Source organism: Aquisalinus luteolus (genome assembly GCF_009712425.2).
In the GTDB taxonomy this organism is placed as follows: Bacteria; Pseudomonadota; Alphaproteobacteria; order Caulobacterales; family Parvularculaceae; genus Aquisalinus; species Aquisalinus luteolus.
The window spans coordinates 358,983-372,896 of sequence record NZ_VCJR02000001.1 but is presented as its reverse complement, the minus strand read 5'-3'; the positions used below and the strand labels follow the sequence as shown (position 1 = coordinate 372,896).

Annotated in this window: 12 protein-coding genes; 5 read left to right on the top strand and 7 right to left on the bottom strand. The window is 60.8% G+C overall.

The window, feature by feature from the left end; genetic code table 11:
* The first annotated feature begins 2 nt into the window (after positions 1 to 2).
* Together sseA and FF098_RS01585 are read left to right on the top strand one after the other, a co-directional pair.
* Positions 3 to 860: a 3-mercaptopyruvate sulfurtransferase gene (gene sseA, locus FF098_RS01590; RefSeq protein ID WP_155136418.1), complete on the top strand. Its 858-nt coding sequence runs from the start codon at positions 3 to 5 to the stop codon at positions 858 to 860.
* The gene (locus FF098_RS01585; protein ID WP_155136415.1) at positions 857 to 1,306 is read left to right on the top strand and encodes a hypothetical protein; all 450 of its coding nucleotides are present in this window, start codon (positions 857 to 859) and stop codon (positions 1,304 to 1,306) included. Before sseA ends, FF098_RS01585 begins: the two co-directional genes overlap by 4 nt.
* 17 nt (positions 1,307 to 1,323) lie before the next feature.
* Here the strand turns inward: FF098_RS01585 and FF098_RS01580 are convergent, their stop codons facing one another.
* The 5 genes from FF098_RS01580 to recA all read right to left on the bottom strand — a co-directional run bounded on the left by FF098_RS01580 (position 1,324) and on the right by recA (position 7,125).
* Positions 1,324 to 2,109 (bottom strand): SDR family oxidoreductase, encoded by a 786-nt coding sequence (locus FF098_RS01580; RefSeq protein WP_155136412.1) that lies wholly within the window; start codon positions 2,107 to 2,109, stop codon positions 1,324 to 1,326.
* A 101-nt stretch (positions 2,110 to 2,210) separates the two neighbouring features.
* Positions 2,211 to 4,880 (bottom strand): alanine--tRNA ligase, encoded by a 2,670-nt coding sequence (gene alaS / locus FF098_RS01575; RefSeq protein WP_155136409.1) that lies wholly within the window; start codon positions 4,878 to 4,880, stop codon positions 2,211 to 2,213.
* 67 nt (positions 4,881 to 4,947) lie between these two features.
* Positions 4,948 to 5,610 (bottom strand): SdpI family protein, encoded by a 663-nt coding sequence (locus FF098_RS17900; protein WP_155136406.1) that lies wholly within the window; start codon positions 5,608 to 5,610, stop codon positions 4,948 to 4,950.
* Positions 5,607 to 5,930: an autorepressor SdpR family transcription factor gene (locus tag FF098_RS01565; protein WP_155136404.1), complete on the bottom strand. Its 324-nt coding sequence runs from the start codon at positions 5,928 to 5,930 to the stop codon at positions 5,607 to 5,609. Before FF098_RS01565 ends, FF098_RS17900 begins: the two co-directional genes overlap by 4 nt.
* Before the next feature lie 115 nt (positions 5,931 to 6,045).
* Positions 6,046 to 7,125 carry a recombinase RecA gene (gene recA / locus FF098_RS01560; RefSeq protein WP_155136401.1) on the bottom strand — a complete coding sequence of 360 codons (1,080 nt, stop codon included), beginning with the start codon at positions 7,123 to 7,125 and terminating at the stop codon, positions 6,046 to 6,048.
* 216 nt (positions 7,126 to 7,341) lie between these two features.
* Here recA and FF098_RS01555 point away from each other — a divergent pair, with 216 nt between their 5' ends.
* Positions 7,342 to 7,539 (top strand): DUF6324 family protein, encoded by a 198-nt coding sequence (locus tag FF098_RS01555; RefSeq protein ID WP_155136398.1) that lies wholly within the window; start codon positions 7,342 to 7,344, stop codon positions 7,537 to 7,539.
* A gap of 93 nt (positions 7,540 to 7,632) precedes the next feature.
* Positions 7,633 to 9,837 carry an AsmA family protein gene (locus tag FF098_RS01550; RefSeq protein WP_155136395.1) on the top strand — a complete coding sequence of 735 codons (2,205 nt, stop codon included), beginning with the start codon at positions 7,633 to 7,635 and terminating at the stop codon, positions 9,835 to 9,837.
* On the opposite strand, the gene FF098_RS01545 is transcribed toward FF098_RS01550, so the two are convergent.
* Positions 9,791 to 11,533, bottom strand: a complete 1,743-nt coding sequence (locus FF098_RS01545; RefSeq protein WP_235925576.1) for a long-chain fatty acid--CoA ligase — start codon at positions 11,531 to 11,533, stop codon at positions 9,791 to 9,793. The two genes, FF098_RS01550 and FF098_RS01545, sit on opposite strands and share 47 nt — an antisense overlap.
* Before the next feature lie 126 nt (positions 11,534 to 11,659).
* On the opposite strand from FF098_RS01545, the gene FF098_RS01540 reads away from it, so the two are divergent.
* Complete coding sequence (locus tag FF098_RS01540) at positions 11,660 to 12,706, top strand: glycosyltransferase family 2 protein (protein ID WP_155136389.1); 1,047 nt, start codon at positions 11,660 to 11,662, stop codon at positions 12,704 to 12,706.
* Here FF098_RS01540 and FF098_RS01535 read toward each other — a convergent pair.
* The gene (locus FF098_RS01535) at positions 12,703 to 13,866 is read right to left on the bottom strand and encodes a CCA tRNA nucleotidyltransferase (protein WP_155136386.1); all 1,164 of its coding nucleotides are present in this window, start codon (positions 13,864 to 13,866) and stop codon (positions 12,703 to 12,705) included. The two genes, FF098_RS01540 and FF098_RS01535, sit on opposite strands and share 4 nt — an antisense overlap.
* Positions 13,867 to 13,914 lie beyond the last annotated feature (48 nt).

The window sequence follows — 13,914 nt, the reverse complement described above, 5'->3', positions numbered from 1 at the left end:
AGATGAGCGCAAGCCTCGACTATCCGGAACTCTTCGTCTCGCCTGACTGGCTGGCCGCCAATCTGGGCCGGGGCGATGTGAAGATCGTCGATGGCTCATGGCACATGCCGTCTGCCGGGCGCGACGCGAGGGCCGAGTTCAAGGCCGGTCATATTCCGGGTGCAGTCTTTTTTGACATAGACCGCGTTGCCGACACCTCCCTGCCCCTGCCGCACATGCTGCCCGAGCCGGAAATGTTCGCCGATGCGGCCGGTGCGATGGGCATCAGCGAAGATGATACAATTATCATCTATGACAGCGTCGGGCTGTTCTCCGCCGCCCGGGTGTGGTGGACCTTCTCCATTATGGGTGCGGAGAATGTGCGCATCCTCGAAGGCGGCCTGCCCGCATGGAAGGCAGCGGGGTTCGAGGTGACCGATGCAACGCCGCTAACCAAGCCCGCCAATTTCCACCCGGTGTTCAACGCCCGCCACGTGCTGGACCTCGCCGACATGCGCCACGAGATCGCGAAGGGCGATGCGCTGATCCTCGATGCCCGCCCCCGCGGCCGGTTCGAGGGGCGTGACCCGGAACCGCGCGAGGGCCTGCCTTCCGGCCACATGCCGGGCGCGGTCAGCCTGCCCGCCAGCGACCTGATCGAAAACGGAGCGCTCGTCTCCCGTAACAAGCTGGACCTGCTCTTTGCCGCTACCGGGGTAGCCGGGCGCAAGCCGGTCATCACCACCTGTGGTTCCGGCGTCACCGCCGCGATCATCTCGCTGGCTCTCGCCGCCGTGGGCCACGACAACCGGGCGCTGTATGACGGCTCCTGGACCGAATGGGCCGGCCACAAGGACAGCGAGATTGTAAAAGCTGAATGAAAAACACGATAAAAGGCGGATACTGGAGGGCGGTACCGTTCCTCATCACCTTTATCGCTTTTTGCGTGCTTACTTGGCTCCATCCCTCTCCAGAGATATCCAAAGAATTACGTCGTACACTGTATTGGTATGCAATGGCCTTTCAGGCTCTGACCATCGGTTTCATCGTTCTTGACTGGATGCTGATGAGAAAAGTCGCGCGCGTCCCAGACACATCTTCATGGACAGGCAGCAGAATGGTTCTTCTATCTGCTGCCCTGATGTGCCTTCTTGCATTGGTTGGACTGGGTGAAATGTGGCTGACACGTGATCTGGAAACCTATGCACAGTGGTCATCAAGCCCGCTCTACTCTCGCTGGTCACATTACAGTAATGGTTTCTTCTTTTTTCTTTTTGCTTTCTTTTTCACGCAAATCCTCAGGCCAGTTAAACGCGGCGAAAAATAGCTTCGGCGAACCGCAAGCTATTTTCCAACGCGCCCCGCCGTCATGCCGCCATCGATGCGGAATTCCGACCCCGTGACGAATTTCGCCTCGTCGCTGGCCAGATATACCACCATGTGGCCGACTTCCTCAGGCTCGCCGAGGCGCTTCATCGGGATACCGCGGGACAGCTTGGCTTCCCCCTCCTCGCCGCCGCCGCCCATCTGCACGATCGGATCGATCATCGGTGTGCGGGTGAAGACCGGATGGACCGAGTTGCAGATGATCTCATAGCCTGCCTTTGCACAATGCAGCGCGACGGATTTCGACATCATTGCGACACCGGCCTTGGCGACATTGTAGGACAGCAGGTTCGCATCGGCCATCAGTCCGGCTACGGAGGAGATGTTGATGATCGAAGCTGGTGAATTTTTCTTCAAGTAGGGCAATGCCGCTTGTGTGCCGATGAAGATCGAATCGAGGTCGATATCCATGACCTTGCGATAGCCTTCCCAAGTCTCCGCCTCGATATTCGCCATGGTGCCGATGCCGGCATTGTTGACGAGCACGGAGATGCCACGCATCGCCTCATTGGCTTCTGCGAGCACAGATTTCCACTGGTCGTGATCGGTGACATCATGCTCGAACGCGAAGGCAGCGCCGGGGAAGTCCTTGTTGATCGCCTCTGCAGTCTCGGCGACCTTGTCACCCTGCACATCGGTCAGCGCGACGAGTGCGCCCTCTTCAGCGAACATGCGCGCGAAACAGGCACCAAGCCCCTGCGCTGCGCCGGTGATGAATGCCTTTTTCCCGTCGAGACGACCCATATCCTGATCCCTTCCAAGTTTTCTTGCCCTCCGGTCATAAACCGGAAGCGTGCGCGACTGAACGGTTTTTGTCAGTCGCTACTGCAAGAGATGGAAATGGATCAGCCGAGGGCAGCGCGGATCGCGTCGATGGCCTTGGCCGCTTCGCCGCCATTGGGGCCACCGGCCTGGGCCATGTCCGGGCGGCCGCCGCCGCCCTTGCCGCCGATGGCTTCTGCGCCGGCGCGAACGAGATCAACGGCGGAAACTTTCTTTGACAGCTCCTCGGTAACGCCGATGGTGATCGCAGCCTTGCCGTCATTGACAGCGATGAAGGCCGCGACACCCTCACCAAGCTTCGACTTGGCCTCATCGACCATGCCGCGCAATTCCTTTGCGGGCACGCCGTCGAGCACGCGGCCGACGAACTTTATGCCGCCGATGTCCTCGGCTTCCGATGAAGCACCATTGGAAGCGCCACCATCCCCCATTGCAGAGGCGAGGGCGACCTTCTTGCGCAGCTCTGTGACTTCGCGTTCCAGCTTGCGACGTTCATCGGCGAGAGCCTTGGCGCGGTCAGCCAGCTCGCCCGGCGTCGTCTTCAGGGCGTCGGCGGCCAGCTTCGCCTTGCGCGCCTCGTCCTTCAGATATTGCCGCGCGCCTTCGCCGGTCATCGCCTCGATCCGGCGGATACCGGCGGCAACACCGCCCTCATTGACGATGGTGAACAGCGCGACATCGCCAGTACGCGAGACGTGGGTGCCGCCGCACAGCTCCATCGAATAGGGCTTTCTGGCATCTTCCAGGTCATGACCCATGCTCAGCACACGGACATCGTCATCGTACTTCTCGCCGAACAGGGCCATGGCCCCGGCCTCGACTGCATCGTCATAAGGCAGGATACGGGTCTCGGCAGCATCGTTCTGGCGGATGACGCGGTTGACCTCCGTCTCGATACGCTCGATCTCGTCATCGGTGAGCGGTGCATTGTGGGAGAAATCAAAGCGGAACCGATCCGGCAGGACCAGAGAACCCTTCTGGGTAACATGATCGCCCAGCACATTGCGCAGCGCCCGGTGAACGAGGTGCGTGCCGGAGTGATTGGCGCGGATCGCGTCGCGGCGTTCTGTGTCGATGACAAGGCGCACGGCTTCACCCTTCGCCAGCGACCCCTTGACGATCTTGCCGCCATGACCGTGCAGGACACCGGCGCGCTTGCGTAGGCTCGTCACCTCGATTTCGGCACCATTATCCGTATACGCCCTGCCGGTGTCGCCAGTCTGGCCACCTGATTCGGCATAGAACGGCGTCTGGTTGACGACGAACTCGATGTCGTCACCCTCGCCTGCTTCCTCGACGATCTCGCCGCCTTTGACGATCGCCTTGACGATGCCTTCGGCGTCCGTGTGCACGTAGCCGATGAATTCCGTCGGACCAGCCTCGGCGCGGATGTCGAACCAGACTTTCTCCGTCGCTTCCTCACCGGACCCGGCCCAGGAGGCACGGGCGGCGGCGCGCTGGGCGTCCATGGCCTTGGTAAAGCCTTCCTCGTCGACACCGAAGCCCTCGCGGCGCAGCGCATCCTGCGTAAGGTCGAGCGGAAAGCCGTATGTGTCATAGAGCTTGAACGCGGCCTCGCCGGGCAGCTTGTCGCCCTTGCTCATGCCGGCGGTTTCCTCGGCGAGGATCTTGAGGCCGCGATCGAGCAGCGAATGGAATTTCTCTTCTTCCGAGCGCAGCGTCTGCTCGATCAGGCTCGACGCGCGATGCAGCTCGGGGAAATGGTTGCCCATCTCTTGGCGCAGCACCGGCGCGAGGCGGGCCAGCAGCGGCTCTTTCGCGCCCAGATGGTGCGCATAGCGCATGGCGCGGCGCATGATCCGGCGCAGGACATAGCCCCGGCCCTCATTCGACGGCGAGACGCCATCGGCGATTAGGAAGGACGAGGCGCGCAGATGGTCGGCGACGACACGGTGCGCGGCGGTGAACTCGCCATCGACCGGCTTGCCTGTCAGTTCGGCCGAGGCCTCAATCAGCGTACGGAACAGGTCGATGTCATAATTATCATGCACGCCCTGCAGCACGGCGGAGATGCGCTCCAGCCCCATCCCGGTGTCGATGGATGGCTTGGGCAGGTCTGTCTGCTTGCCACCCTCATGGCGTTCGAACTGCATGAAGACGAGGTTCCAGATCTCGATGAAGCGGTCGCCATCTTCCTCCGGCGATCCGGGCGGGCCGCCGGGGATGTCCGGGCCGTGGTCGTAAAAGATTTCAGAGCATGGCCCGCAGGGGCCGGTATCGCCCATCGACCAGAAATTGTCAGAGGTCGGAATGCGGATGATCTTGTCATCGCCGAACCCGGCGATCTTCTTCCACAGGTCGGCGGCTTCGTCATCGGTATGGTAGATGGTAACAAGTAGTTTTGCCGGGTCGAGACCGAATTCCTTCGTGATCAGCGTCCACGCGCTTTCGATCGCCTCTTCCTTGAAATAGTCGCCGAAGGAGAAGTTGCCGAGCATCTCGAAGAAGGTGTGGTGACGGGCGGTGTAGCCGACATTGTCGAGGTCGTTGTGCTTGCCGCCGGCGCGGACACATTTCTGCGATGAGGTCGCACGCGAATAATCGCGCTGCTCGGCGCCCGTGAAGACGTTCTTGAACGGCACCATGCCGGCATTGACGAACATCAGCGTCGGGTCGTTCTGCGGCACGAGCGGCGCAGACTGAACCTTTTCGTGGCCGCGGCCGGCGAAGTAATCAAGAAAGGCGGAGCGAATGTCATTTACACTTGTCATAGCGCCCATGATTTAATCGGGCGCGGGACGACAAGCAATAGTTCTCTTGTGGTTATAGCCAGCACATCTAGCCGGGTGTACCTCGACGCTCCTCCCGCCAGACGATCCATGAATAGACGAGGGAAAAGCCGGCAATAGCGATCGACCCGCCGAGAAAGATCGAGAGCGTGACCCAAGGCGGTGCAAGGAAGGCACTGACCGCGCCAAGAATGCCGATGGCGACGAAGAGACGCCCGCCGGCGCGATTGGTCTTGTTCCAGGACCGCTCGCTCGACAGGGTCCATGGCGTCCTGACCCCGACGGTGAAATTGCTTTTCGACTTGCCGATGACGTCACCGAGCGCGACAAGCAATACGCCGACGGCGGCACCGATGATGCGGGCGACCGGCACGTCCTGGCCAAGTGCCGTCGCGACAATGACACCGTGACCGATGGCGAGCATGCCGAGTGTGCCGAGCCAGGCGATGCGATAGGCGGGACCCGAGCGTTCGATATTGGCGCGGCGCGGGTCGACTTTCCCGGCAATCGCCAGGATTGCAGAGATGGCCAGCGCGACCAGTGGCAACGAGACGAGAGCGTTGAGCCTTGAAGCATAGCGGTCCGGTTCACCGGACAAGCCCCAGTGGACCGGTACCTCGTGGGGGCCAGGCTGGAAGAAGGCCCAGACACTGGCCACTGCCATTGCGACGATAACGATCCCGGTGATGATGAGGCTGCCACGTATATTCACGACGACACCTCCCCTGTCGAGTTGGGGCGGCCCTTTCCCTTGGCAGGCTTTTTCGTGGCGTCACGGGTGCCGACAATGTCCAGAACAGCAGCGATGATCTCTTCACTGACGGAGATATTGAGCTGGTAGACGATGCTCGTGCCCTGGCGCTCTGTCGTGACGAGGTCCGCCTCCTTCAGGATGGCGAAGTGACCAGACAGGGTCGGCTTGGAAAAGTCGAAATGGTCGGCGAGTTCACCGGCGGTCATCTCCCGCTCGCGCAACAGCGAGAGGATCTTGCGGCGGGCCGGATGGGCCAGGGCTTTGAATGCGGTATCCATAGGCAAATAACTAATTAGGGCAATTCCTAATTATGTCAAGTATGCCCCCGAAAATGAAAAGGCACCCGCCCTGCCGGACCGGTGCCTTGATAGTTCAATCAATGCTTGGAAATGATCAGGCTTCGGCTGCCTCGTCATCCTCGCCACCCGGTTGGACCAGCATGTCCTCGGCGATAAGGCCGGCATTCTGGCGCACGGCCCGTTCGATCTGGTCGGCGATCTCCGGATTCTCTTTCAGGAACTGCTTGGCATTCTCGCGGCCCTGGCCTATGCGCTCGGAATTGTACGAATACCAGGAACCGGATTTCTCCACGACATTGGCAAGCACGCCGAGATCGACAAGCTCACCTGTCTTGGACACACCCTCGCCATACATGATGTCGAACTCGACCTGCTTGAACGGCGGGGCGACCTTGTTCTTGACGACCTTCACCCGTGTCTGGTTGCCGACAAACTCGTCGCGCTGCTTGATCGAGCCGATGCGGCGGATATCGAGACGGACGGAAGCGTAGAATTTCAAGGCATTGCCGCCGGTCGTCGTTTCCGGCGAACCGAACATGACGCCGATCTTCATCCGGATCTGGTTGATGAAGATGACCATGCAATTGGATTTGGAGATCGAGCCGGTCAGCTTGCGCAGTGCCTGGCTCATCAACCTTGCCTGAAGGCCGGGCAGCGAATCGCCCATTTCGCCTTCCAGTTCCGCCCGCGGCGTCAGCGCAGCGACGGAGTCGATGATCAGCACGTCAACCGCGCCGGACCGCACCAGCGTATCGGCGATCTCCAGCGCCTGCTCGCCCGTATCTGGCTGCGAGATAAGCAGATCTTCGAGACTGACGCCGAGCTTGCGGGCATAGATCGGGTCGAGCGCGTGCTCGGCATCGATGAAGGCAGCGACACCGCCCTTTTTCTGGGTCTCGGCAGCGACATGCAGTGCCATGGTCGTCTTGCCCGAGCTTTCCGGCCCATAGATCTCGACGATCCGGCCCTTGGGCAGGCCGCCAATGCCGAGCGCAATGTCGAGGCCAAGGGAGCCGGTCGAAATCGATTCGATCTCGACGATCTTGTCCTTCTCGCCCAGCCGCATGACCGAGCCCTTGCCAAATGCCTTGTCGATCTGTGACAGGGCTGCGTCGAGCGCCTTTTTCTTGTCCATATCCCCGCCTTCAACCACTCTCAAACTGCTTTTAGTCATATGCCGCCTCTTCTCTCATGACTTGTGTTGACGCTCAAACTGTTTCTTTTTGTACCAGCTTTGTTCTCATTTTGCAAGAGGCGTAAACCACTGAAAATATTTAGTTTTGCTGATTTGTTCTGTTTGTGTTTCGATTTGGTCGACTATACGAAGACGGGTACTATGATTCTCGGGCCGAAGTGCTAAATACCCCCGCAGACAAAAAGGAATTTCCAGATGGGTATCAACAAGCAAAGCGATGATGAAGCCGACCTGCAGATCGGCGCGACTGACCAGGGCATGGTCCGGCTCTATATATCCTCCAGCACTATCGACCTGCCGATGGACTTCGAGCCTGACGATGCCATCGAAATCGCTGAGGAAATCATGGCCGCTGCGGAACAGGTACGCGGCGCCAGCCGTAAGCGTAAGTAAATAGCGTTTCTGAGGCGGCGCGTTTGCTGTCACAATAGCGGCACAGTTGCGCCCTAGATGGAAGACATCAGGCGGATTTGAGAGGAACAGACAATGCGCAAGATTCTCGCCGGGCTCGGCGCCCTCATCGTTCTCATCGTGATCGGCCTGCTGGTCGCGCCGATGTTCATTCCTGCCTCGGCCTACAAGGACAGGCTGGAGCGCGAGGCGAGCAACATGCTGGGCCGCGAGGTCACAATCGGCGAAGTGCCGAAGGCGGCGCTGTTCCCCAACCCGGCCTTTACGGTCGACAATCTTACCATCGCCAATGCCGAAGGCATGACCGATGAATATTTCGTCTCCGTCGGCAGTGCCGATATCGGCGTGAAGCTGTTCCCGCTGTTCTCCGGTAATGTCGAGATCGACCGCTTCGTACTGACCGAGCCGGAAATCTATCTCGAGCGCCGCGCCGATGGCGAGGTCAACTGGGCGCTTGGCGCGGAAGATGAAGCAACCCCTGCCGAGGAAGAAACAACGTCAGATGACGAAGGGCCGCTAAAGGATATCCGCCTCGGCGATGTGCGCATCATCGACGGCGTAATCGTCTATCGCGACCGGGCCAGCGACCAGACCTTCGAGGCACGCGACGCCAATATCGAGATCGAGCTGGCTTCCCTGGACGAGGCACTGTCCGCAGACGGCACGATGACCTTCCAGGGCCGCCCTGCGACGCTGGACGCGACCATCACCACACCGCGGAGCCTGATGAACAATGCCGCGACGGTGATCGGCCTCGACTTTTCCGTTGAGGACAATGTCGTCGATGCCGATATCAATCTTGCCGGCGGCGAGCTGTCTTATGACGGGCAGCTGGATATCGATGCGCCGTCCCTGAAGAGCCTACTGGCGACGCTGGGTATGGGGATCGATGTCGACCAGGGCTTCGACCGGCTAAAGGTCAGTGGCGATGTGGCGGGCACGGATGAACGCCTGTCCTTCTCCAATGCCGATATCACGTTTGATCAGATCACAGGCAATGGCGATCTCGACTTTGCCTGGGGTGGTGCCAAGCCGACCGTGACGGGTGATATCGCCCTCTCGCAGATGGACCTGACGCCTTACCTGCCGCCTGAAACCGAAGCGCAGAAGGCCAACCGCGAGGACAAGGATGCCGGCTTCCCGGCCTGGCCGACGACGCCGATCGATTTCTCGGCACTGAATGCCGTCAATGCCGACATCACGGCGACGACGGAGGGTATCACCCTGCCGACGATGAAGTTCGGCCGCAGCCAGCTGGGCCTGCGCATCAATAATGGCGTGCTCAACGCCAATCTCAACGAGGTCAATCTCTATGATGGCGGCGGCAGTGCGTCAGTCATGGTCAATGCCGCCGGCAATACGCCACGCGTCGAAAGCGTGCTCGACCTGAAGGGCCTGAACGCCCAGAGCTTTGCCCGCGACGTCATGGGCCTGAACCGCCTGACCGGCATTGGCGGCGTGCAGGCGAACCTCTCGACCGGCGGCAACAATGTCGCCGCCATGATCAGTGCTCTGAACGGTCAGGGTACCATTGCGCTCGACAAAGGCGCGATGGAGGGTATCGACCTCGGCAAGATCATCCAGACTGCCTCGACCCTAATCTCCGGCCTGTCGGCAGAGAACGGCCAGTTCAGCTTCAACCCGCAAGTGCTGGTCACCGCCGTGTCCGAAGCTCGTGGCCCAAGTTCGGAGACGCAGTTCAATGAGCTGCAATCGCCCTTCTCGATTTCCAACGGTGTCGTCAGCTCCCAGAACATCATGCTGCGCGGACCGCTCTACATGATCTCCGGCGATGGCACGGTGAACTTGCCGACCCAGACGATCGACATGGCTTTCGTCCCGACCGTGTTCCAGAGCCTGCAGGACGAGACAGGGCGGCAGCTGAACCTGCCGCTGATGATCGGCGGCACGTTCAACGAGCCGACCGTCGGCTTCAATACGCAGGTGCTGCTGCAGGAAGTCGCCTCGGGCCGGATCAAGAACCTGCTGAACAAGAACGGCGTCGCCGTTGGTGAAGGCGAGAGCGTTCAGGACGCGCTGCAGAACCGCGCCCGGTCCGAACTGGAAAAAGCCCTCGGAATCACCCGGCCCGGCGCCGCACAGCCGGCGACGGACGCCGAGGAATGCACCGCTGAGGATCCCGCCGATTGCGTGACCGACGAGGAAGCAAACCTCGCGCCTGAAGAAGAGGAAAAGTCAGTCGAGGACCAGCTGAAAGAGCGGGCCCTCGATGCTATTTTCGGCGGAAGAAAGAAAACGGACCAGACTGAGGACGAGTAGACCCAGGCTTGGTATTGGTTTTGCGCGTCATCTCCAGCTCCTTTGCATCATTGGAGCTGGAGGTTTCTGCTGGCGCAGAGCCACCTTCCCGGAATTCCGGCAGCACGTAATCCTTGAACATCTCGCGCAGCCTGGTCTTCAGCACCTTGCCGGTCGCGCCAATGGGGATTTCCTTCACGAATTCCACAGCATCCGGGCAGGAGATTTTCGGCACCTGCTTGCAGACAAACTGGCGCACTTCCTCCGCATCCGGCGTGGTGTCAGGCGCGGGCTGACAGATCAGCAGCGGGCGCTCGTCCCATTTAGGATGAGCGATGCCGATCACGGCAGCGTTGACGACCTCAGGGTGCGAGAGTGCCGCATTCTCGATATCGATAGTGGAGATCCATTCGCCACCAGACTTTATCACGTCCTTGGCCCGGTCGGTGATCGACATCATGCCTTCCGGATCGATGACGGCGACGTCGCCCGTGTCGAACCAGCCGTCCGGCGTCAGCGTGTCGCCCTCGTAATTGTAATAGGCCGACAGGATCGATGGACCACGCACCTGAAGGTGGCCTGACGTCTCGCCGTCATGGGGCAGGATCCTGCCTTCATCGGAGACGAGCCGCATTTCCACGAATGGCAGCGCCTTGCCCTGCTTGAGCTGTTTCGGGAGGCGCTCTTCCTGCGGCTGGTCGTAGAAGCCTTTTTCCTCGAAATTGACGGTGCCGGTTGGCGACATTTCCGTCATGCCCCAGCCTTGGCGCACGCGTACGCCATGGGCCTCGTAGCCCTTGACGATCTTCTCCGACAAGGCTGCGCCGCCGACGAGGGTGTATTTCATGGTACTGAACGTCTTGCCTGCGGCATTGACATAGCCGAGCAGGCCGAGCCAGATCGTCGGCACACCGAGGGAATAGGTCACCCCCTCTTCCTCGATCAACGTATGCAGGCTCTCGCCATCCATGCCCGGCCCAGGCAGGACCAGTTTCGCCCCGCCCATCAGCGCCGAATAGGGCACGTTCCAGGCGTTGACGTGGAACATCGGCACGACCGGCAGGATGGTGTCGGTATGGTCTGCGCCGAAGGAGGTCGCGAGCGAGGTGACGAAGGTCTGGATTACCGTGGAACGATGGGAATAAAGAACGCCCTTGGGCTGGCCCGTCGTGCCGGAGGTATAGCACATGCCGCTCGCCGTGTTCTCGTCGAACAGCGGCCAGTCGAATGTCTTCTCCTCACCCGCGATGAGCTCTTCATAGGTTTCAGGGTTCAGTTTCGATTCCGGCGCATGGTCCTTGTCGGTCATCACGACATACTTCTCGACCGTTTTCAGGTGCGGTCCCAGCGCCTCGACCAGCGGCGCGAAGGTGATGTCGTAGAACATGAACTTGTCGCCGGCATGGTTGATGACGAAACCGGCATTTTCCGGCCCGAGGCGCGGATTGATGGTGTGACAGACAGCGCCGATTGAGCTGATCGCGTAATAAAGCTCAAGCTGGCGATGGGTATTCCAGCCGATGACGCCGACCCGGTCGCCCATTTTCACGCCCATTTTCTGCAGCGCATGGGCGAGCTGGCAGATGCGCTCTTCGGCCTGTTTGTAGGTATATCGGTGCTTGCCGCCTTCGACGAGGCTGGTCACGATTTCCTGGTCGGCGAAGGTGCGCACGGCATGCTTCAAAATCCCCGAAATCAACAGGGGGGTGTCCATCATCAGGCCTTGCATGTGGGTCTTCCTTCCTATGGGTCGTCTTTTTGGCTTGTTTCGGGGCATAGTCTGTCGCAGACAAAGGGTCCCTGCAACCGTTATGCACAGTGCGATTGAAGCGAAACCGGTGTAATGTCAGAGCCTTACCCATCATCACAGACAGTTGATCGCAGCAGCGCAGGCCCCGCCGTTTCGGTGCTGATCGTCAGCTACAATACCGGTGCGCAGCGGCTCTCGCGGTGCCTTGCGGCCCTGTCGTCGCAGACCTTCAGGGACTTTGAGATCATCCTGCTCGATAATGGCTCTGAAGACGGCTCGGTGGCGGCGCAGAGCCTGCCGGACAATGCAACGGTGATCAAGACAGGGGAAAATCTCGGCTTTGCCGGGGGTATGAACCGTGCGGCGCAGGCGGCGAAGGGCAAATGGCTCGCCCTGCTCAACCCCGACACCATGGTGCGCCCGGACTGGCTGGAACGCCTGGTGGCGGCGACGGAGCGGCACCCGGGGGTGAAGCTGTTCGGTTCGGTGCAGATCGATATGGCTGACCGCGACCGGCTCGACGGCCTCGGCGATGTCTATCACGCCAGCGGCATCGCCTATCGCGGCGGCTATGGTGCGTCTACGGCGCTGATCCCTATGCAGGACGAGGAGATTTTCGCACCCTGTGCTGCAGCGAGCCTCTATGACGCTGCGTTGTTCAGAAAGCTGGGCGGGTTCGCGGAAAGCTTTTTCTGTTACAATGAAGATGTCGATTTCGGCTTCAGGGCCCGGCTGATGGATGAACGCGCCGTGCTGGTGCATGACGCGACGATCCTGCATGAAGGCTCGGGCATCACCGGGCGGCGCAGCGCCTTCACCGTCTATCACGGCACCCGCAACCGTATCTGGACCTTCATACGCTGCATGCCCTCACCGTTGATCTGGCTGATGTTTCCCATCCATGTGCTGGCGAACCTGTTCTTCCTTGCCCGCGCCGTGCCACTGGGCGTCGCCGGGGCGTATTGGCGCGGCATGATGGATGCGTTCTTCGAGGCGCAGGATGCCTGGGCGGCACGAAAGGAGCTGCAGGAACAGCGCATCATGTCATGGCGGGCGATTGCCGGGATGATGACGTTTTCCCTCGGAAAGCTGCTGACCCGTGCGCCGGATATGCGGCCGCTGCCCGTGGATGAGGATTAATCGTCCGCCTGCTGAACGGCTTTCTGCCTGATCGCCGCAAGCGACATGTCGTCAACCGGGAAATCGCGCTCGATCCATAGCGCCTCGGCTCGCTTCAGGGCTGCACCGAGATCGGGGCCTGGCTCCAGACCATCATCGATCAGCTGCTGCGCGGCGATCGGCAAATCCGGCACATGCCAGTTATCGGCCAGCGCCAGCGCTGCATGCCAATTGTCATAGTCGGCCTCTGCTGCCTCACCAAAGCGGGCCATGGCAATGAGCGCCCCGTCGCGGAAGGCGCGGGCGCCGAAATGATAGACGAGCACGCGGGCCTGTCGCTCGTCTGGCGCCAGGTCGGTGAAGGCTGAGGCCGCTTCCAGCGCGTCGCGTCGCCTTGCATTCTGGGCATTGGACAGGCGTAGTGCCGCGCCGATACCCCCGGGGTCGGCGGATGGCCACAGCCCGGCCAGCATCACTTCCGCCGCGACCGCCTCAGGCATTTCGGTAAGGCCCGAGACGACATTGATATCCGCCGGATGCGGCCAGACGCGCTCGAGGATGCCATCGGCCTCCATGGCGGGCAGGATGAAGCCGCGTCGTGGCCCGGAGAGGATCTTCATCATCTCCTGCCCGATACGTTCCTTGGAAATCATGTCCAGCCCTTCGCGCAGGGCGCGACAAGCGGCGGAGCCGGTCTCATCCAGTTCATCGGCATAGCGGGCAGAGAAGCGGTAAAAGCGCAGGATACGGAGGTAATCTTCCCTGATGCGTTCTTCCGCCTCGCCGATGAAGTACACCGCCTTGCGCTCCAGCGCGTCGAGACCGCCAGCGGGGTCATAGAGCTGCAAATTCGGCGTCAGGTACATCGCGTTGATGGTGAAGTCGCGGCGGCGCCAGTCCTGATCCCAGTCGGTAGTGAACTCCACCTCGGCATGGCGGCCATCGGTGGTGATATCGGCCCGAAGGGTGGTTATCTCGGCGACCATGCCCTTGTTGACGCCCGTGATCGTGCCGTGCTCGATGCCCGTCGGCACAGCCTTTGTGCCAGCGGCCTTCAGCGCTTTCACCGTTTGATCCGGCGTCAGCACCGTAGCGATGTCGATATCGTTGCGGGCGTCGGGATCGTCGAAATCAGGTGGCATGCCGTAGAGACTGTCGCGCACACACCCGCCGACGAACATCGGTGCCCCACCTGCCGCGTCGAGCGCCTTCAGAATCTCTTGCAGGGG

Bases quoted from the DNA above. Each gene is read 5' to 3' on its own strand.
- sseA (WP_155136418.1), top strand. From the start codon at position 3: ATGAGCGCAAGCCTCGACTATCCGGAACTCTTCGTCTCGCCTGACTGG.
- FF098_RS01585 (WP_155136415.1), top strand. From the start codon at position 857: ATGAAAAACACGATAAAAGGCGGATACTGGAGGGCGGTACCGTTCCTC.
- FF098_RS01580 (WP_155136412.1), bottom strand. From the start codon at position 2,109: ATGGGTCGTCTCGACGGGAAAAAGGCATTCATCACCGGCGCAGCGCAG.
- alaS (WP_155136409.1), bottom strand. From the start codon at position 4,880: ATGACAAGTGTAAATGACATTCGCTCCGCCTTTCTTGATTACTTCGCC.
- FF098_RS01565 (WP_155136404.1), bottom strand. From the start codon at position 5,930: ATGGATACCGCATTCAAAGCCCTGGCCCATCCGGCCCGCCGCAAGATC.
- recA (WP_155136401.1), bottom strand. From the start codon at position 7,125: ATGACTAAAAGCAGTTTGAGAGTGGTTGAAGGCGGGGATATGGACAAG.
- FF098_RS01555 (WP_155136398.1), top strand. From the start codon at position 7,342: ATGGGTATCAACAAGCAAAGCGATGATGAAGCCGACCTGCAGATCGGC.
- FF098_RS01550 (WP_155136395.1), top strand. From the start codon at position 7,633: ATGCGCAAGATTCTCGCCGGGCTCGGCGCCCTCATCGTTCTCATCGTG.
- FF098_RS01545 (WP_235925576.1), bottom strand. From the start codon at position 11,533: ATGATGGACACCCCCCTGTTGATTTCGGGGATTTTGAAGCATGCCGTG.
- FF098_RS01540 (WP_155136389.1), top strand. From the start codon at position 11,660: ATGTCAGAGCCTTACCCATCATCACAGACAGTTGATCGCAGCAGCGCA.
- FF098_RS01535 (WP_155136386.1), bottom strand. From the start codon at position 13,866: ATGTTCGTCGGCGGGTGTGTGCGCGACAGTCTCTACGGCATGCCACCT.